Source organism: Micromonospora sp. WMMD710 (assembly GCF_029626045.1).
In the GTDB taxonomy this organism is placed as follows: Bacteria; Actinomycetota; Actinomycetes; order Mycobacteriales; family Micromonosporaceae; genus Micromonospora.
Window position 1 is genome coordinate 1553721 of the sequence record NZ_JARUBD010000001.1, and the last position, 18272, is coordinate 1571992.

The 18272-nt window shown below is 75.0% G+C and carries 17 protein-coding genes; 9 read left to right on the forward strand and 8 right to left on the reverse strand.

Features of this window, described 5'->3' with window-relative positions; all coding sequences use genetic code 11:
• Positions 1 to 121: 121 nt before the first annotated feature.
• Positions 122 to 1516, reverse strand: coding sequence for a hypothetical protein (locus O7620_RS07045; RefSeq protein WP_278122378.1), 1395 nt, complete (start codon positions 1514 to 1516; stop codon positions 122 to 124).
• Between the two features lie 145 nt (positions 1517 to 1661).
• On the opposite strand from O7620_RS07045, the gene O7620_RS07050 reads away from it, so the two are divergent.
• From O7620_RS07050 to O7620_RS07060, 3 genes are all read left to right on the forward strand, one after another.
• On the forward strand, positions 1662 to 2336 hold the full coding sequence (locus O7620_RS07050; protein WP_278122379.1) for a glycosyltransferase family 2 protein: 675 nt from the start codon (positions 1662 to 1664) through the stop codon (positions 2334 to 2336).
• Positions 2333 to 3013 carry a TIGR04282 family arsenosugar biosynthesis glycosyltransferase gene (locus O7620_RS07055; protein ID WP_278122380.1) on the forward strand — a complete coding sequence of 227 codons (681 nt, stop codon included), beginning with the start codon at positions 2333 to 2335 and terminating at the stop codon, positions 3011 to 3013. Before O7620_RS07050 ends, O7620_RS07055 begins: the two co-directional genes overlap by 4 nt.
• A 77-nt stretch (positions 3014 to 3090) precedes the next feature.
• The gene (locus O7620_RS07060) at positions 3091 to 3711 is read left to right on the forward strand and encodes a class I SAM-dependent methyltransferase (protein WP_225854539.1); all 621 of its coding nucleotides are present in this window, start codon (positions 3091 to 3093) and stop codon (positions 3709 to 3711) included.
• A gap of 11 nt (positions 3712 to 3722) precedes the next feature.
• Here O7620_RS07060 and O7620_RS07065 read toward each other — a convergent pair whose 3' ends face one another.
• From O7620_RS07065 to O7620_RS07075, 3 genes are all read right to left on the reverse strand, one after another.
• Positions 3723 to 4736, reverse strand: coding sequence for a HAMP domain-containing sensor histidine kinase (locus O7620_RS07065; RefSeq protein WP_151490266.1), 1014 nt, complete (start codon positions 4734 to 4736; stop codon positions 3723 to 3725).
• Positions 4729 to 5421: a response regulator transcription factor gene (locus tag O7620_RS07070; RefSeq protein WP_151490265.1), complete on the reverse strand. Its 693-nt coding sequence runs from the start codon at positions 5419 to 5421 to the stop codon at positions 4729 to 4731. Before O7620_RS07070 ends, O7620_RS07065 begins: the two co-directional genes overlap by 8 nt.
• 295 nt (positions 5422 to 5716) lie before the next feature.
• Positions 5717 to 6148, reverse strand: coding sequence for a Rieske (2Fe-2S) protein (locus O7620_RS07075; protein ID WP_278122381.1), 432 nt, complete (start codon positions 6146 to 6148; stop codon positions 5717 to 5719).
• A gap of 151 nt (positions 6149 to 6299) precedes the next feature.
• Between O7620_RS07075 and O7620_RS07080 the strand changes: the two genes are divergently transcribed.
• Complete coding sequence (locus tag O7620_RS07080; protein ID WP_278122382.1) at positions 6300 to 6872, forward strand: nucleosidase; 573 nt, start codon at positions 6300 to 6302, stop codon at positions 6870 to 6872.
• A 9-nt stretch (positions 6873 to 6881) separates the two neighbouring features.
• Here the strand turns inward: O7620_RS07080 and O7620_RS07085 are convergent, their stop codons facing one another.
• Positions 6882 to 7265 carry a low temperature requirement protein A gene (locus tag O7620_RS07085; protein ID WP_278122383.1) on the reverse strand — a complete coding sequence of 128 codons (384 nt, stop codon included), beginning with the start codon at positions 7263 to 7265 and terminating at the stop codon, positions 6882 to 6884.
• 166 nt (positions 7266 to 7431) lie between these two features.
• Here O7620_RS07085 and O7620_RS07090 point away from each other — a divergent pair, with 166 nt between their 5' ends.
• From O7620_RS07090 to O7620_RS07110, 5 genes are all read left to right on the forward strand, one after another.
• Complete coding sequence (locus tag O7620_RS07090; RefSeq protein WP_278122384.1) at positions 7432 to 8283, forward strand: S1 family peptidase; 852 nt, start codon at positions 7432 to 7434, stop codon at positions 8281 to 8283.
• A gap of 100 nt (positions 8284 to 8383) precedes the next feature.
• Positions 8384 to 9409 (forward strand): sugar kinase, encoded by a 1026-nt coding sequence (locus O7620_RS07095; protein ID WP_278122385.1) that lies wholly within the window; start codon positions 8384 to 8386, stop codon positions 9407 to 9409.
• A gap of 3 nt (positions 9410 to 9412) precedes the next feature.
• Positions 9413 to 10156 (forward strand): IclR family transcriptional regulator, encoded by a 744-nt coding sequence (locus tag O7620_RS07100; protein ID WP_278122386.1) that lies wholly within the window; start codon positions 9413 to 9415, stop codon positions 10154 to 10156.
• Positions 10153 to 10761 (forward strand): bifunctional 4-hydroxy-2-oxoglutarate aldolase/2-dehydro-3-deoxy-phosphogluconate aldolase, encoded by a 609-nt coding sequence (locus O7620_RS07105; protein WP_151493330.1) that lies wholly within the window; start codon positions 10153 to 10155, stop codon positions 10759 to 10761. The genes O7620_RS07100 and O7620_RS07105 overlap by 4 nt, the downstream gene beginning before the upstream one ends.
• 272 nt (positions 10762 to 11033) lie before the next feature.
• Entirely contained in the window at positions 11034 to 14747 is a 3714-nt protein-coding gene (locus O7620_RS07110) for a S8 family serine peptidase (protein WP_278122387.1), read from the forward strand.
• A gap of 87 nt (positions 14748 to 14834) precedes the next feature.
• On the opposite strand, the gene O7620_RS07115 is transcribed toward O7620_RS07110, so the two are convergent.
• From O7620_RS07115 to O7620_RS07125, 3 genes are read right to left on the reverse strand one after another with little or no spacing between them, the layout of a single operon-like run.
• Positions 14835 to 15392: a GNAT family N-acetyltransferase gene (locus O7620_RS07115; RefSeq protein WP_278122388.1), complete on the reverse strand. Its 558-nt coding sequence runs from the start codon at positions 15390 to 15392 to the stop codon at positions 14835 to 14837.
• Positions 15382 to 17436 carry a penicillin acylase family protein gene (locus O7620_RS07120; RefSeq protein WP_278122389.1) on the reverse strand — a complete coding sequence of 685 codons (2055 nt, stop codon included), beginning with the start codon at positions 17434 to 17436 and terminating at the stop codon, positions 15382 to 15384. Before O7620_RS07120 ends, O7620_RS07115 begins: the two co-directional genes overlap by 11 nt.
• Positions 17433 to 18245, reverse strand: a complete 813-nt coding sequence (locus tag O7620_RS07125) for an ABC transporter ATP-binding protein (RefSeq protein ID WP_151488815.1) — start codon at positions 18243 to 18245, stop codon at positions 17433 to 17435. Before O7620_RS07125 ends, O7620_RS07120 begins: the two co-directional genes overlap by 4 nt.
• Positions 18246 to 18272: the final 27 nt, after the last annotated feature.

The window sequence follows — 18272 nt, forward strand, 5'->3', positions numbered from 1 at the left end:
TCGCGCCCCGGAGCGCCCCGACCGGTGGAGGTGGCCGAGGATGACGACCGGGTCGGGTGCGGGTGCGGGCTGCGGGGAGCGGGCAGCGGGCAGCGGGCTGCGGGCTGCGGCTAGGACATCGCTAGGACACCGTCCAGACCAGGTGGTTGACGGCCAGCGCGGTGGCCGCCTGCGCGGCCAGCCACCAGCGCCGCGACCCCGTCGGCAGGTGGGCGGCGGCCACCAGCAGCCACACGATGAACGGCAGCCAGATCCGCTCCACCTCGGCCTTGCTCAGCCCGGACAGGTCCGCCCCGAGCACCGCGACCAGGGCCGCGAGCGGCAGCAGCACGGTGGGGCCGGCCGCGCGTACCGCCGCGTCCACGCGGGACGGCAGCGAGCCCTGCGGCGCCGGCCACCGGGACCGGGCGGTCGACAGCACCCGGCGCAGCGCCGGCCCGAGCACCGGACCGGCGCTGAGCAGCAGCGCGGCCAGGTTGGCCCACACCCAGTAGCCGTACGGGCGGTCGGCCGCCCAGCCCTGGTAGTACCGCTCGACGACCAGCTGGTAGCCGACCCACCAGGGGAAACCAGCCGCGACGAAGGCCGCCGTCACGGCGGCCACTCCGGCGCCGGCGGCGAGCAGGGCACCCCACCGATGGGTACGGCGCAGCGCCAGCACGGCCAGCGCCAGCACGCCGACCAGCAGGAACCCGTACGAGAGGTGCAGCGCGAAGCCGAGCAGCGCGCCACCGGCCGCGGCGGTGGCCCGGCCACGGACCGCCAGCAAGGCCAGCCCGGCGGCCACCACGGCGGCGAAGATCCCGTCGGCGGAGGCGCCCACCCAGACCGCACCCGGCAGCAGCACCAGGAAGGGGATGACCGCGCGGGCGGCGTCGGCCGCGCCGAGGGCCCGCAGCGTGACCGGCACCGACACCGCGACGGTGGCCCCGACCAGCACGCACGCCAGCGCGGCGGCGGCACCTCCGCCGAGGCCGATCCGGTCCAGCCAGACGAAGATCAGCAGCGCGCCCGGCGGGTGACCAGCGGTGTGGGTGGACCAGGAGTCCGGCTGGAAGTCCGCGATCCGGTCGGTGAAGCCGGCCAGCATCGCCGGGATGTCGGTGATCCGGGGAACCTCGTGCAGGTACTCGGCCTGCGGCGTCAGTCGCTCCGCCAGACCCGCCGACCAGCCGTCCACCAGGGCCAGCGACAGCGTCCACGCCACCGCCGTCAGCCACGCGGCGACCAGCAGGAGGCCCCAGCGGGCGGTACGCGCCCAGCGCGCGCCCCAGGCCACCACCGCGACCGCGACCAGCACCGCGGCGGGGCTGCCCCAGCCGACGTGAGGGCCCCACGTCGCGTACAGCGGGGCGGCGTCGGCGTGCAGGCCGGCGTCCCGCGCGTTCAGCACCGCGCCCACCAGCACGGCCGCGGCGAGCAGCGTCGCCTCCACGCCCAGCACCAGCAGGTCACCGGGACGGCGGCGGGTCGGCGTCCGCCCGGAGGCGGTCGGGGGAGCGGTGGTCGAGGTCATGACCACCGGACGGTACGGCGACTGCCGGCCTCCGCGCCGTGGAACCGCCGGGCCGTCACCGGACGGTAAGAAATGCCCAGGTGGTAAGGGTTCGGTAAGCACATTTCGGCCTCCGCCCGCCGGGTACCGCCCTAGCGTCGGCGGTATGGCGACTCAGATCGACGTGGTGCTGCCCTGCCTGGACGAGGCGGCCGCCCTGCCCGGCGTGCTGACCGCACTGCCGGCCGGCTACCGGGCCATCGTGGTGGACAACGGTTCCCGCGACGGTTCACCCGAGGTCGCGGCCCGGCACGGCGCCCGGGTCGTCCACGAGCCCCGCCGCGGGTACGGCGCGGCGGTGCACGCCGGACTGGAGGCCGCCGACGGTGACCTCGTGTGCGTCCTCGACGCCGACGGCTCGTTCGACCCAGCAGAGCTGCCCGCGCTGGTGGCACCGGTGGCGGCCGGCATCGCGGATCTCAGTGTGGGCCGACGGCGACCCGTCGGCGCCGGCGTGTGGCCCTGGCACGCCCGGGTCGGCACCGCGCTGGTCGCCGCGCTGCTGCGCCGCCGGGGCGTACCGCTGCGGGATCTCAGCCCGATCCGGGTGGCCCGCCGTGACGCGCTGCTCTCCCTCGGGGTCACCGACCGGGCCTTCGGCTACCCCCTCGAACTGCTGATCCGGGCCGCCGCCGCCGGCTGGCGGATCCACGAACTGGACGTCACGTACGGGCCTCGGGCCGCCGGCACCCGCTCCAAGGTGTCCGGCTCGGTCCGGGGCACCCTGCGCGCCACCCGCGACTTCGCCGGTGTGCTGCGGACCGTGGACGGCTCCCGGTGACGGTCCTGCTGGTGGTCGCCAAGGCGCCCGTACCCGGTGCGGTGAAGACCAGACTCTGTCCGCCGGCCACCGCGGCGCAGGCGGCCCGGATCGCCGCCGCCGCGTTGCGCGACACCCTCGACGCCGTCCGCGCCACCCCGGGCGTGACCCCGGTGCTGGCGTTCACCGGCCGGCTGGCCGAGGCCGAGGACGCCGCCGCGTTGACCACCGCGCTGACCGGATGGGAGGTGCTGGAGCAGCGGGGCGGCGGGCTCGGCGACCGGCTCGCCAACGCGTACGCCGAGGTGGCCGAGGCGTACCCGGGGCGGCCGGTGCTGCAGATCGGGATGGACACCCCGCAGCTGACCCCGGCCCGGCTGGCCGCCGCGATCCGCCGGCTGCGCGCCGCCGACGCGGTCCTCGGCCGCGCGGCCGACGGCGGCTGGTGGTCGCTCGGGCTGCGCGATCCCCGACACGCGGGGGTGCTGCGCGAGGTGCCGATGTCGACGCCGCACACCGGCCGCGACACGTGGGCGGCATTGAGCGGGCGGGGGCTGCGCACCGCGCCGCTGCCGGTGCTGCGCGACGTCGACGAGTGGCCGGACGCCCTGGCCGTCGCGGTGGAGGTGCCCGGCGGTCGGTTCGCCCGGCAGGTCGCGGCGGTCCGCCTCACCCTGGTGCCGGGGAGCCGGCGGTGAACCCGGTCGACACGGCCCCGCGGGTCGCCGTCGCGGGACCGGCCGGCAGCATCGGCGCGGACGGGTTCGCCGCCGTCCTGGCCGACCCCGCGTCCGCCGGGCGGTGGCTGGTGGACGGTGACGGCGTCCGCAGGTCACTGCCGGTGGACCGCTGGCACGGCGACGCCGAGCCGGCGGTCGCGGGGCTGGTCACCCGCTGTGCCGGGCCGACGCTCGACCTCGGCTGCGGGCCGGGCCGGCTCACCGTGGCGTTGACCCGCGCGGGGCTCACGGCGGTGGGTGTGGACGTGTCGGCGGCGGCCGTACGACTGACCCGCGCCCGCGGTGCGGTGGCCCTGCGCCGCGACCTGTTCGACCCGCTGCCCGGCGAGGGCCGCTGGGCGCACGCCGTGCTGATCGACGGCAACATCGGCATCGGCGGCGACCCGGTCGCGTTGCTGCGCCGGTGCCGGGAACTGCTGGTACCCGGCGGCACGGTGCTGGTCGAGCTGGAGCCGGCCGGCGCCGGGCTGTGGCAGGGCCAGGCCCGGGTGGCCGCCGCGCACCGGGCCGGCCGGTTACTGCTCGGGCCCGCGTTCCGCTGGGCCCGCCTCGACGTGCACGCCGTGCACCCGGTCGCCGGCGCGGCGGGGCTCGGCGTGCGGCAGCTGTTCCGTCGGGGCCGGCGCTGGTTCGGTGAGCTGGGGCCGAGCCGCTGACGCCGGCAAGGTCACGCCGCCGGGAGGCGGACCACGAAGCGACAGCCACCGACCACGTTCTGCACGTCCACCCGGCCACCGTGCGCCTCGACCAGCCCCCGCACGATCGCCAACCCCAGCCCGCCGGAGCCGTCCCCACCCGAGTCGGGCGTCCGGGCCGGCTCGCCCCGGAACGCCACATCGAACAGTCGGGGCAGGTCGCCCTCCGGAATGCCACCGCAGGTGTCCGCGACCGCCAGCCAGGCCGCGTCGCGTTCACACCCCGCGTCCACCCGGACGGTGCCGTCGCTCGGTGTGTAGCGCACCGCGTTGAGCAGCAGATTGCCCACCACCCGGGCCAGCTCGGGCTCGCTGGCCAGCACGGTGGGCCACCCCGACTCGGCGGCGACCAGGCGGATGCGTCGGGCCTCGGCCAGCGGTGCGGTGCCGGACAGCGCGTCGGAGACCACCTCGCCCAGCGGCACCGCCGACATCGTCAGCCGCAGCGCGCCCGCGTTGATCCGGGACAGCTCGAACAGGTCGTCGACGAGGCGCGTCATCCGGTCGGTCTGCGTCCGGATACGGCGGTGGTACTCGGCGACCGTCGCCGGGTCGTCGACCACCCCGTCCTCCAGCGCCTCGGCCATCGCCCGCAGACCGGCCAGCGGAGTCCGCAGGTCGTGCGACACCCAGGCCACCAGGTCCCGGCGGCCCTTCTCGACCCGTCGTTCGCGTTCCCGGGCCTGGTCCGCCCAGACCGCGGCCGCCGCCAGCCGCCGCCCGAAATACCAGCCGACGGCGAGACTCACGGCCGCCGCCGCGGCGACGGTGAGCAGCACGACCTGGAGATCGTGCGGGGACAGGAACATCGCCTGCGCGACCACGACGACCCCGGCCACCACGGCGGCGACCGTGATCGTGAGCAGGACGCACACGTGTACGGTGATCGACCGGTCGCGCAGCAGCCGCAGGATCAGCGCGCCGAGCACACCCACACCGAGGGCCGCCGCGAGGGCCGCCGCGAAGATCAGCGCCAGGTCACGCATCGGCCGGCTCGTACCGGTAGCCGACGCCCCAGACCGTGACGATCCGGCGCGGCTCGGCCGGGTCGTCCTCGATCTTCTCCCGGAGCCGCCGCACGTGGACCGTCACCGTGGACTGGTCGCCGAAGTTCCACCCCCACACCCGCTCCAGCAGCTCGGTGCGGCGAAACGCCCGCCGCGGGTGCCGCATCAGGTGCGCCAACAGGTCGAACTCCCGCACCGTCAGGGCCAGCTCGCGGCCGTCCAACCGCGCGATCCGCGGCCCGGTCGCGACCTGCAGGCCCGCGTCGGCCAGCATCTCGGCCGGCGGCCCGGCCGGCTCGCCGGCCCGGCGCAGCACCGATCCGACACGCAGCACCAGCTCACGCGGGGAGAACGGCTTACTCAGGTAGTCGTCGGCGCCCAGTTGCAGGCCGAGCACCCGGTCCGCCTCGTCGCCACGCGCGGTCAACATGATGATGGGTACGCCGTCCGGCCGCTCCCGCAGCCGCCGGCACACCTGCAACCCGTCCAGCCCGGGCAGCATCAGATCCAGCACCACCAGGTGCGGCGCCCGGTCCCGGACGGCCTCCAGGGCGGCCAGGCCGTCCCCGGCGTGGCTGACGTCGTACCCGGCGTGCTCCAGGTAGCGGCAGACCACGTCGCTGACGGTCCGGTCGTCGTCGACCACGAGCACCCGCTGGGTCACCGGTCACCTCCCCGGCCAGCGTAGCCAGCACCGGTACGGCCGGCGATTCCGCAGATCTTGCGGTCTTCTTACGTCCTGCCGTCACCGCCCGGGAGGTCGCCACCGTGATGTGCCGCAGTCGCGGGGTAGGTGGACCCGTGGTCGCTCGATAGGGTGGCCAGGTCGTCGGAGTGTGCCACCTGACCGAGTGATCAGCGGGGCGGCGCGCTCTGCGTACGATGCGGGGTCGAGTTCCCCTGCGGCGCGAAGAAGGACTTCGTCCTGTAGCGCTTCGCCGACGACTGACCGGGCGGGGTCAGGCGCGGGTGATCGTCGTACCGTCGACCGTGATCGGGATTTCGGTCAGGCCCTTCGGGGCGGGACCGTCGAGGCGGGCGCCGTCGGCGACCGCGAAGGTGGACTTGTGCGCGGGGCAGGTGATCACCCCGTCGCGGGGAGCGCCGACCCGTACGCCCTGGTGCGGGCAGGTCGCGTCGTACGCCCGGAACGTGCCCGCCTCCGGTTGGACGACCAGCACGCCGCTGGTCACCGTGCCGCCGCCCACCGGTACGTCGGCGGTCTGGGCCAGCACGGCGCCGGCCGTGGCGGTGGCCTGACCGGCCGGGCTGTCGCCGGTGCCGCAGGCGCTCAGCAGGCTGGCGGCGCCGACCGCACCGGCCCCGGTCAGCAGGGCGCGCCGGCTCAGGCACCAGCGGTTGTCGCGGAGGAACTCCTGCCCGTCGTACACCCTCGTCACCTCTTTCGTCGCGGCCCGGACCGCCGGGGTCCGGTGGCTCGCGGGACCAGCCTGCCGCACGTTCCTGGACGCGCGATGCGACCGCGCTGAACGGTGGCTGGGTGCGGGCGGTGGGCGAGCGCCGGGCCCGTACGATGCTCCGGTGATTCTTCGGGGTACGGTCCGCGCCGATCGTCCGTTGGTGGTGCTCGCCGTCGGGGAGGAGGCCCGCTACCTGCCGCCGGACCTGCCGGTGCTGCTCACCGGCATGGGCAAGGTGAACGCCGCCAGCGCGGTGTCGGCGGTGCTGGCCGCCGGGCCGCGTCCCAGCCTGCTGCTGAACCTGGGTACGGCCGGTGCGCTGCGCCCCGGGTGGGCGGGCATCCACGAGGTCGCCACCGTGCTCCAGCACGACCTGGACACGGCCCTGCTGCGCACGCTCACCGGCGAGACCTACGGTGCACCGCTGGCGTTGGCCGCCGAGGGCGCGGTGCTGGCCACCGGCGACACGTTCGTGGCCGACGACGACGCGCGGGACCGGTTGGCGCAGCGCGCCGACCTGGTCGACATGGAGGGGTACGCGGTGGCGTGGGCCGCCGCGCAGGCCGGCGTGCCGTGCCGGCTGGTCAAGCAGGTCAGCGACGAGGCGGGCGACGGCGCGGCCCGGACGTGGCGGGATTCGGTGGACGCCTGCGCCCGGGACCTCGCCGACTGGGCCGGTCGGCACCTCGCCTGACCGTCGAGGTCATCCGGCGGGTCGTCGCGGTCCGAGCCCTCGCGTGGTTTCCCGGCCGTCGGCCACGGGGACCAGGACGTGCCCGGCCAGCGCGAGGGCCACGATCGCGGTGACCAGCACCGGTGGCCAGCCGCCGGCCCAGGGCAGCATCAGCAGGGGCAGCAGTTGCCACGCAATTCGCTGGTACGGCAGGCGGGCGGACAGCAGATAGGTGAACAGTGCCCGGCCGAACACCAGCGGCCCGCCGATGATCAGCATCAGCCACCGCGCCGGTGTCGGTCCCGTCGGACGGTCGACGACCAGATCGAAGGAGGCCGCCGTGACGGCCACGCCGACCAGCAGCACCAGGTGGGTGTACGGCGCGATCCGGGTGGACCGGCCGGGCACGGACACGGCCGAGGTCTCGAGCAACTCACCGGCCCGAAAGACGTAGATCTGGCGGCACCCGTCCGAGGATCGGCGAATCCCACGGGTGTGACGTCGGCGCGAGGTTGCCATGGCATCGGCCGTCGGGCGATGCTTGTCGCATCCATCAATCTCGATCTCTGCGGAGGTTCGGATGCGCCGCTCCCCGCTCGTCGCCCTCGTCCTGACCGTCCTCCTGCTCGTCGCGCCCGGCGCCGCGCAGGCCGCCGTGCCCGACCGGGCCACCGCCGATCCGGCCGCCGTGCTGGCCGGGGTACGCACCGCGGGTACCGCCTGGGGCCTCGACTCGGCCACCGGCCGGATGACCCTCACCGTCGACGACACCGTGGCACCCGCCGAGCTGACGGCGCTACGGGCGGTGGCCGAGCGGGCCGGCGCGCAGCTGCGCCGGGAGCCGGGGACCCTGCGGCCCCTGATCGCCGCCGGCCAGGCCATCTACGGCGGTGGCGGCCGCTGCTCGCTCGGCGCGAACGTGCGCAGCGGCAGCACCTACTACGTCATCACCGCCGGGCACTGCACGACCACCGCCAGCACCTGGTACGCCGACAGCGCCCAGACCACCGTGCTCGGCACCCGCACCGCCACCAGCTATCCCGGCAACGACTACGGGCTGATCCGCTACACCGGCCGGATCGCCCATCCGAGCGCCATCTACACGTACCCCGGCCTGCTCACCGTCTACGGCACGGGTACCGCGTACATCGGTCAGGCGGTGTGTCGCAGCGGCAGCACCACGGGCGTGCGCTGCGGCACCGTCACCGGCCTCAACCAGACCGTCAACTACTCCACCGGCGTGATCTACGGGCTGATCCGCACCAACATCTGCGCCGAGCCGGGGGACAGTGGTGGACCGCTGTACGTGGCCTCCACCGGCACCATCCTCGGCATCCTCTCCGGCGGTACCGGCAACTGCACGGCTGGCGGCACCACCTACTACCAGCCGATCGCGGAGGTGCTGGCCGCGTACGGGCTGACACTGCCCTGACTGACCCCGTTGCGGAGAGCGCAACGGGTTGCCCACCAGGCGCAACCACGCCTAGGCTCGGTGGCACCCCGGCCCCGAGCCCGTGAGGACGTGCGCCCCCATGCCATCCGACCCCCGGCCCGACCGTCCGCCCGCCCCGGCCGGCTCACCCCCGGTCGAGGTGGCGACGGTGGGGGAGACCATGGTGGTGCTCTGCCCCGCACCCGGTGAGCCGCTGGAGGACGCCGAGCGGGTCGCCGTGTCGGTCGGTGGCGCGGAGTCCAACGTGGCCGGTTACCTGGCCCGTCTCGGGCACCGCGCGGCGTGGGTGAGCCGGGTCGGTGACGACCCGTTCGGTCGGGCCGTCGTGCGGCACGTCGCCGCCACCGGGGTACGCGTGGACCACGTCACCGTCGACCCGGCCGCCCCCACCGGGCTGTATGTCAAGGACCCCGGTCCGGCCGGAACGGCCGTGCACTACTACCGGGCCGGCTCGGCGGCCTCCCGGATGGACACCGGGACACTGGCCGACCCCCGGCTCGTCGGCGCCCGGGTGCTGCACCTGTCCGGGATCACTCCGGCACTCTCCCCGTCCTGCCGGGCGCTCGCCGAGCACGCGGTGACCGACCGGCCGCTGCCGGGCGCGCTGGTCAGCTTCGACGTCAACCACCGTGCCCGGCTCTGGCCCGCCGAGCAGGCCGCGCCGGTGCTACGTGACCTCGCCGACCGCAGCGACCTCGTCTTCGTCGGTCAGGACGAGGCGTACGCCCTGTGGGGCACCACCGATCCGGCGGCCGTACGCCGACTGCTGCCCGGCCCCGAGACGGTGGTGGTCAAGGACGGCGCGCTGGGTGCGACCGCCCTGCGCCGCGACGCCGGGCCGGTGTTCGTGCCGGCGCCCCGGGTGGCGGTGGTGGAGCCCGTCGGCGCGGGGGACGCGTTCGCCGGCGGCTACCTGGCCGGGCTGCTGCGCGGCCTCGACCCGACGCGGCGGCTGCGCCTCGGTCACCTCGTCGCCGCGCAGGTGCTGGGCAGCATCGGCGACAACGCCCCACTGCCGGCGTGGTCGTGGTTCGAACGGCTGCTCGACGCCCCCGACGACACCTGGTCCCCACTGGACCTGGCCGGCGCGCCGGCGGAGGGCTGAGGCGTGTCACAGGGCGTCGACCGGGCGATGCGCGTGCTCGAACTGCTGGCACGGGAGCCGGCCCAGCTCGGCGAGGTGGCCGCCGACCTGGGCGTGCACAAGTCCACCGCGCTGCGCCTGTTGCAGACCCTCGAGGCGGGTGGTTTCGCGCGTCGCCGCGACGGCGGCTGGACCGTGGGCCTGCGGCTGATCGGTCTCGCCCAGCAGGCACTGGACTCGCTGGACGTCCGCACGGTGGCCCGTCCGCACCTGGCGGCGCTCGGCCGCGACTGCGGGCACACCATCCACCTGGCCCAGCTCGTCGACGACGACCTCGTCTACGTGGACAAGATCGAGGCGCGTGGCCAGGTGCGGATGTACTCACGGATCGGCCGCACCGCGCCGCTGCACGCCAGCGGGGTGGGCAAGGTGGTGCTCGCGTACAGCCCGGAGCCCCGGCTGACCCGGCTGGTCAACGGCGGCGAGCTGCGGGCGTACACCCCGGGGACCATCTGCGACCCGGCCGCCCTGCGCGCGGAGCTGGCGACCGTCGCCGAGCAGGGCTGGGCCGCCGACGAGGGCGAGTTCGAGCCGCTGATCACCTGCGTGGCGGCGCCGGTGCGGCAGGCCGACGGGTCGGTCACCGCCGCCGTGTCGGTGACCGCGCCGACCGTGGTCGCCACCCTCGCCGACCTGCGCCGCCTGCTACCCCGACTGCTGGCCACCACCCGGCAGATCTCCCACGACCTCGGATGGAGTGCACCATGACCACAGCGGACTTCGACCACATCTTCGGCGGCGCCCGGGTGATGGCCATCCTGCGCGGCCTGCCGGTCGCCGAGACCGTCCGGCTCGCCGAGCGCGCCTGGGATCTCGGCATCGACGTGGTGGAGGTCCCGGTCGCCACCCCCGAGGCGGTGCCGGCGCTGCGGGCCGCAGTCCAGGCGGGCGTCGAACGTGGTCGAATCGTGGGTGCCGGCACCGTGCTCGACGAGGGTCAGGTCGCGGCGGCGGCCGACGCCGGTGCCGCGTTCACCGTCGCGCCCGGCCTTGACCTCGCCATCGCCGACGCCGCCGCCGCGCGCGGTCTGCCGCACCTGCCCGGCGTGGCCACCCCGACCGAGGCGCAGCAGGCGCTGCGGCACGGCCTCACCTGGCTCAAGGCGTTCCCCGCGATCTCCCTCGGGCCGGCGTGGTTCACGGCCATGGCGGGCCCGCTGCCACAGTTGCGCTTCGTCGCCACCGGCGGCCTGGACGCGGCCAACGCCGCCGCGTTCCTGGACGCGGGCGTACGGGTAGCGGCAGTCGGCTCAGCCCTGTCGGACCCCCACCAGCTGGACAACCTGGCCAAGCTAGCCACAAACCCACGCTGACTCCGTCACGCCCCGCCCCTCGCCCCTCACCCCCTCTCCCGCGCCGATCTTGCGCCTTCTGTCCCGACGACAGTCGCGAATCGGGATCCATCAACAACCGAAAGTGCAAGATCGGCGCGGGGGTGGGACGGGGGCGGGGTGCGGGGTGGGGTGCGGGGTGGGGGTGGCCGGTCTGTGACATGGCATTGATGCGTCGGGCATCGACGGGGATGGGGGGTGAGCTTTGCGTCGATGCTGTGCTGCGTACCACTCCTCGACACAAAGAGGTCATCTTGGCTCTGTCTTCCAGGCGTTGCCGCTCCGGGCTGATCGCCCTCGGCGCCGCCCTCACCCTGGCGGCCGGGTTCACCCCACCCGGCACAGGGGCGTCCGCCGCCCCGCCGAACAACCCGGGCCAGCCCACCGGTCAGCCGCCGGCCGCCCCCGGACACTCGTCCACCGTCACCCTGATCACCGGTGACACGGTCAACGTCACCACCGCGGCCGACGGCAGCACCATCTCGACGGTCCGCCGGCCGGACGGCAGCACGCCGACCTTCCACCGCACCGTGCTCGACGGCGACACCTACGTGTACCCGGACGCCGCGCTGCCGTACGTCACCAGCGGCGTGCTGGACCGGCAGTTGTTCAACGTCACCGAGCTGATCGCCGACGGTTACGACGACGCGCACTCGGACAAGCTGCCGCTGATCGTCACCATGACCGACGCGGCGGTCCGCAACCGCACCCGTCCCTCGGTGGACGGCGCCGAGCTGGTCCGCCCGCTCGAGAGCGTGCAGGGCGCGGCGCTGACCCGTCAGCGGGCCACCGCCGGCACGTTCTGGACCGCCCTCACCGCCGGCACGGCCCGCCGTACGGGCGACGCGCCGACGCTCGCGGGCGGAATCGCGAAGGTCTGGTTGGACGGACGGGTGCACGCCGACCTGGCCGAGTCCACCGCCCAGATCGGTGCCCCGGCCGTCTGGGCCGAGGGCAACACCGCCGCCGGTGTCGACGTCGCGGTGCTCGACTCCGGTGCGGACACCGAGCACCCGGACCTCGCCGGCCAGGTCACCGCGTCGAGCAGCTTCGTGCCGGACGAGCCTGACATCCTCGACTACAAGGGGCACGGCACGCACGTCGCCTCGACGATCGCCGGCACCGGTGCGGCCTCCGGCGGCACCGAGCGGGGTGTCGCCCCCGGCGCCCGGCTGCACATCGGCAAGGTCCTCAACAGTGAGGGCAGCGGGCAGGACTCGTGGATCATCGCCGGCATGGAGTGGGCGGCCCGCGAGCAGAAGGCCCGGATCGTCAGCATGAGCCTGGGCGGCGAATCCACCGACGGCAGCGACCCGATGAGCCAGGCGGTCGACCGGCTCAGCGCCGAGACCGGCGCCCTGTTCGTGATCGCCGCCGGCAACAGCGGCCCGGCGACCATCGGCAGCCCGGGTGCCGCCAACTCGGCGCTCACCGTGGGCGCCGTCGACGCCACCGACCACCTCGCGGACTTCTCCAGCCAGGGCCCCCGCGCCGGTGACGGCGGGCTGAAGCCGGAGATCACCGCGCCCGGTGTGGACATCCTGGCCGCCCGCTCCCACCTCGTGCGTGGTGGTTCCGGGGACTACACGCTGATGAGCGGCACGTCGATGGCCACCCCGCACGTCGCCGGTACGGCCGCGCTGGTGGCCGCCGCGCACCCCGACTGGACCGGCCAGCGCATCAAGGAGGCGCTGGTCAGCACGGTCAAGGCCACCCCGGCGTACACCCCGTACCAGGCTGGTGCCGGCCGGCTGGACGCGGTCGCCGCCGTACACGCCACCGTCTTCGCCACCCCGAGCGCCTACTCCGGCTTCCAGGCCTGGCCGCAGCAGCCGGGGACGACGGTCGACCGGACGGTCACCTACACCAACGTCGGCGGCGCACCGGTCGCCCTGCGGCTGGCTCTCGACGCGCCGACCGCGCCGGCCGGCCTGTTCGCCCTGTCCGCCGGCACGGTCACCGTGCCGGCCGGCGGCACCGCGACGGTGACGCTGCGCGCGGCGTACGACAAGCTGCCGGTCGAGAAGCAGGTCAGCGGCGCGATCATCGCCACCGACGCCGCCGGTACGGTCCGTGGTCGCACCCTGATCGGGGCGAGCAGGGAGGGCCAGCGGCAGAACCTGACGCTGGTCGCGAAGGACCGGGACGGCAGGCCGCTCGCCGGCAAGGTCATTCTCACCGCCGATGGTCTGTTCACCGCCGTGGATCTGCCCGAGAGCGGCACCGCCACGCTGCGGCTGCCGGTGGCGAACTGGAACGGCTGGATCTCCGCGGACGTGCGGGGCCTGAACGGGCCGCACTCCAGGGGCATGGTGATGCTGAGCTTCACCGACGTCATCCTGGACCGGGACCGGACGGTCACCCTGGACGCGCGGGCCGCCCGGCAGGTACGGGCCGAGGTGCCGCAGGAGGCCACCGCCACGTCGCTGCGGATGGACATCCACCGGTCCTTCGGGGCCAGCCTCACCGAGAGCCAGGTGCTACCCGACGACTCGTACGACAGCATGTGGGCGTTGCCGACGAGCCGCGCGGTCACCGACGGCGAGTTCGAGTTCGGTGCCCGGTGGCGCCTGGAGCAGCCGGCGCTGACCGTCGCGGCGGGCGGCCGGTCGTACGCCGATCTGCTGGTGAAGCGGGCGACCCCGGCGCTGCCGGCGGGTCGTCGCCAGCTGGACGCGGTCTACGTCGCCGACGCGTCGGCGGCCGGGCTGGCGAAGCGGCCGGTCCGGGACCGGGCCGTGGTGGTGCGGCGCAGTGACGGCGTGGACATCGCCACCCAGGCGCAGGCCGCCGCGGCGGCCGGGGCCACGCTGCTGCTCGTGGTCAACGACCGCGTCGGGCGGCTCCAGCCGTCGGACGAATCCCTGTGGGGTCCGGAGAACCCGGCCCCGGTGACCGTCGCGACCCTCACCGCCGACGAGGGCGCGCAGCTCATCGCCGCGTTGGCGCGCGGCCCGGTGCGGCTGTCGGTCGAGTCGCACCCGGAGACCACCTACCTGTACGACGTGGTGCACCACTGGACCGGCACGGTCCCGGCCGATCCCACCTACCGGCCGACGAAGCGGCAGCTGGCCCGGGTCGACGTGGAGTTCCGCAACTACCGGCAGGGCAGGGCGCTGGAGTTCCGCACCGACATCTGGAAGGGCCTGGGGTCGAGCAACCAGGAGGCCACCGCGGCGCGGGGCCGACGCACCGACTGGGTGAGCACCGACCAGCGGTGGGTCGACGACGCGTACATCCCCGGTGAGACCGGACAGCACGTGCCGGAGGTGACGACGTATGCGGCCGGCAAGCCGAGCACCGTCACCTGGTTCGGGCCGATCCAGCGCCCCCGGATGGGTGGGAACTACGTGCCGATCCGGTACCTGGACACCCTGTACCTTCCGGCACCCGGCTGGGGTGACGGTAGCGGGCACATCGGGGAGGCGTACGCCAACTTCGACATGGTCAACCGGACCACCCTCTACCAGGGGGACAAGGAGCTGAACTGGGGTAACGCCGAGTACCTCCAGGTCTCCGGCCTCGCGGAGCAGGGGCTGCCGTACCGGCTGGTGGTGGAGAACGACCGGGCGGCGTGGACCAACCCGTACTCCCGGCAGACCCGCACCGAGTGGGGCTTCCGCTCGGCGGCCACCGGGGAGGAGTCGGCGGAGGCGCTGCCGATGATCCAGCTGGACTATCAGGTGGACATCGACGCCGACGGCACGGCGTCGCGGCGGGCACCGCTCACCGTGGTGGCCTCGCACCTGCCGGGCGTGCAGGGCACGATCGGCGCGGTCACCGTCGAGGTGTCCTACGACGACGGCAGGACCTGGCAGAAGCAGCGGCTGATCCGGCACGGCGACGGCTGGGGTACCTCGCTGGCCGCACCGGCGAAGGCCGGCTTCGTGAGCCTGCGCACCACCGCGCGGGACGCCGCCGGCAACACGGTGAGCCAGAGCATCACCCGGGCGTTCGGCCTGCGCTGACGCCGTGGCGGCCGCCGGTCGGGGTGCCTCGCGCACCCGGGCCGGCGGCCGTCCGCTGTCGCCGGCGTCAGCCGACGGGCGGTCGCGTCAGCGGGGCACCGCCGGTCGGTCGAGGAAGAGCAGCCGCGCGCGCTTGTCCGGCAGGTCGATCAACGGTCCGGGCCGGAACCCGGCACGCAGCGAGAGGTTGATCGCGCGGTCGTTGCGGGCGTCGGGTTCCACCACGACCCGCAGTCGGCTCGGGTCGGCGAGGACGAAGTCGAGGATCGCGCCGAACAGCGCGTCGCTGAAGCCCCGCTCGACGGCCACCGGCGGCCCGATGAGCAGGTGGACGCCGACGTCGCCGGGGCGTACGTCGTAGCACTCGCCGACCGGGTCGGCCTCGGGCTGGTAGGTCTGCGCCAGCGCCGCCGGGACCCCGTCGCGGTGCACCAGGTACGCGTGGTGGGTGGCCAGCGAGTCCAGGTACGCGTAGATCTCGTGCACGCGTTCGCGGCTCGCCTCCCGCATGCCCCAGAATCGGGCCCGGTCCTGGGTGACCCAGCCGTGCAGCAGGTCGACGTCCTGGTCGGGCCGGACCGGGCGGATGGTGACCACCCCGAAGCCGCTGACCTCGCTGCGGTAGGTGTGTTGTTCAGTGCGCATCGGTCTCCTCGGTGAGCTGGTCCCAGTCCGTGACCACCCGGAGCAACTCGCCGGACAGCCACGCCGGGCTCTGGTCGTCGTGGTGGCGGTCGTCGGGCACCCCGCACGCGCCCAGCGGGACCACCCAGCGGCTGTCGTCGCGACGGGCCAGGTCCCAGACGAAACGGGCGGCCGGACCCCGGAAGCACCGGTGGGTGACACCGGGCACGCTCGACGTGGCCAGCACGCAGTCGTGGTCACCGTCGAGGCGGGGGCCCGGCCCGCCGTCCGGGTCGGGCAGCGCCCGCCACGGCGCCAGCCGGTGCAGGTCACCCCAGAGCGCCGGCCCGTCCGCCGCGCCGGCGACCTCCTCGGCCGCCGCGCCGACCAGCGCGGGCACGTCGACGCCGGGCAGCCGCCCGGCGCCGAGCAGGTGCTCCAGCGCGTAGCCGACCCGCGGCGTCAGCGCCAGCCAGGGCGTGAACACCTCGGGGTACGCCGGCGGCGCGGCCAGCGTGGCCAGCGACGGATGGGCGGCGATCCGGCGTACGACGGCCGCCCGCAGGAGGGCGAAGTCGGCGGCGTCGGTGCTGTCGGCGGCCATCCGGCGGTCCCAGCGCAGCAGCCGGTCCCGCAGCGCGGCGGCGTCCGGGCTGAGCCCGGTCAACCCGGCCAGCACCACCAGCAGTGGCCCGGCCGAGCCCAGGTGGGTGTCGGTGTGCACGGCGGCCATCTCCCCGGCCGTCCAGTCCCGACCGGCGTCGAGCAGCTCGGCGATCCGGCGCGCGCGGTGCGGCGGTGCGAACTCGACGCCGAGGGGCGCCGCCAGCCCGCGTTCGTTGGCCATCACCGCCCGGCCGGTCACCTCGGCGCGGGGCATCGGCGCGTACCAGCCCCGCCAGGCGTGCCGGGCCTCCCAGGCGGGAACCACCCGCCGGCCGTTGTCCGGATGCCGTACCGGCACCGCCCCGGCGACCCGGTGCAGCAGCCCGCCCGCGGTGTCCGCCGCCTGCACCACGTTGACCGGCTCCATCCAGTGCCGCAGCGCCCGGTCCACGTCGGCCACGGTACGGGCGCGCAGCAGCTCCGGCAGCGCGGCGAACCCCAGCTCGGCCCGGACCCGCGGCGGGTAGCGCAGGCTGATCGCGGCCGGTTCGTCGGGTCCGCCCACGATCACCGGACCCCGCTCGGTCTCCAGCACCTCGACCTCGACCGGGGCCGCCCCGGCCACCTCGATCGTCTCGACGTGGCGGTGCACCGGCTCCCAGCCGTCCGGGCCGAGCGCCCGCACGTCGGAGCCGTCGCGGCGCAGCCGCTCGGCGTACACGTCCTGGTAGTCGGCCATCGCGTTGGTGATCGCCCAGGCCACCGCACCGGTGTGTCCGAAGTGGGCGATGCCCGGTACGCCCGGCATCGCCAACCCGACCACGTCGTACTCCGGGCAGGCCAGCCGAATCTGCTGGTAGACGCCCGGATCCTCGATGAACCGGTGCGGGTCGCCGGCGAGCAGCGCGGCACCGGTGCCGGTGCGCTCGGCGGCGAGCAGCCACCCGTTGCTGCCGGCGACGGCCGGCCCGTCGGTGGCGAACGCCACGACCGCGTCCGCGCCGAGGTGCTCCGCCACGTGCTCGCGCCAGAGCTTGCCGGGGAACCCGGCGAACAGGATGTGCTGGCCCAGCCAGACGGAGAGGGGTGTCCACGGCTCCCACCGGCCGGGGGTCAGCCCGGTGGCGGCGAACTCCGGTGCGCGCGCCGCCCCGACGGCGAGGCCGGCGTTGACCCCGGCCACGTACGCGCCCACCCACGCGGCGGTCGCCTCGTCGAGGGCGGCGTGGCAGCGGCGGGCGGTGTCGTCGAGGCGGACCTGCCGGGCGAACCGGTCCCAGGCGAGCGCGTCGGCGCCGAGGAAGGCCGCGCTGGTGCCCGCCGACCGGTGCCGTTCCACCTCGATCTGCCACGCCCGGTCGTACGCGGTCACCCGACCCTGCTCGGCCGCCAGGGCGAGGGGGTCGTCGGCCCGCAGGTGCGGCACGCCCCACGGGTCGCGGAAGCGTCGGGTGCTCATGCCGGCTCGGCCGCGCGTCGGCGGGCGGCGGGAACGACCAGCGGGGTGCCGGTCTCCGGGTCGTCGATCACCCGGCAGGGCAGCCCGAACACCTCGGCGACCAGGTCGGCGGTGACCACCGTCGCCGGGTCGCCGGCGGCCACCACCCGACCGTCGCGCATGGCGATGAGGTGGGTGGCGTAGCGGGCCGCGTGGTTGAGGTCGTGCAGCACCGCGACGAGGGTGCGGCCCTGCTCCTCGTGCAGCCGGGCGCAGAGATCCAGGATCTCGATCTGGTGGGCGATGTCCAGGAAGGTGGTCGGCTCGTCGAGCAGCAGCAGCGGGGTCTGCTGGGCCAGCGCCATGGCCAGCCACACCCGCTGCCGTTGCCCGCCGGACAGCTCGTCCACCAGCCGGTCGGCGAGGTCGTCGACCCCGGTGGCGGCCATCGACTCCTCGACCACCCGCTCATCCTCGCGCGACCACTGCCGCAGCAGCCCCTGGTGGGGGTAGCGGCCTCGCGCGACCAGCTCGGCGACGCTGATGCCGTCCGGCGCGATCGACGACTGCGGCAGCAGGCCGAGGGTGCGGGCCACCGCGCGGGCGGGCCGGTCGTGGATGTCCCGCCCGTCCAGCAGCACCGTGCCGACGCTCGGGCGCAGCATCCGCGACAGCGCGCGCAGCAGGGTCGACTTGCCGCACGCGTTCGGGCCGATGATCACCGTGAACGACTGATCCGGAACGGCCACGGTCAGATCCTCGGCGATGGTGCGCCGGTCGTAGGCGAGGGTCAGCGCGGTGCCACCGAGCCGGGTGCTGCCGGGGTGCATGGGTGCTCCTTCGAAGGGGTCGCGGAT

Excerpts from the sequence above, each read along its gene's own strand:
- O7620_RS07125 (WP_151488815.1), bottom strand. The coding sequence starts at position 18,245 with ATGCACCCCGGCAGCACCCGGCTCGGTGGCACCGCGCTGACCCTCGCC.
- O7620_RS07065 (WP_151490266.1), bottom strand. The coding sequence starts at position 4,736 with ATGCGTGACCTGGCGCTGATCTTCGCGGCGGCCCTCGCGGCGGCCCTC.
- O7620_RS07105 (WP_151493330.1), top strand. The coding sequence starts at position 10,153 with ATGACCACAGCGGACTTCGACCACATCTTCGGCGGCGCCCGGGTGATG.
- O7620_RS07115 (WP_278122388.1), bottom strand. The coding sequence starts at position 15,392 with ATGCGCACTGAACAACACACCTACCGCAGCGAGGTCAGCGGCTTCGGG.
- O7620_RS07090 (WP_278122384.1), top strand. The coding sequence starts at position 7,432 with ATGCGCCGCTCCCCGCTCGTCGCCCTCGTCCTGACCGTCCTCCTGCTC.
- O7620_RS07095 (WP_278122385.1), top strand. The coding sequence starts at position 8,384 with ATGCCATCCGACCCCCGGCCCGACCGTCCGCCCGCCCCGGCCGGCTCA.
- O7620_RS07050 (WP_278122379.1), top strand. The coding sequence starts at position 1,662 with ATGGCGACTCAGATCGACGTGGTGCTGCCCTGCCTGGACGAGGCGGCC.
- O7620_RS07120 (WP_278122389.1), bottom strand. The coding sequence starts at position 17,436 with ATGAGCACCCGACGCTTCCGCGACCCGTGGGGCGTGCCGCACCTGCGG.
- O7620_RS07045 (WP_278122378.1), bottom strand. The coding sequence starts at position 1,516 with ATGACCTCGACCACCGCTCCCCCGACCGCCTCCGGGCGGACGCCGACC.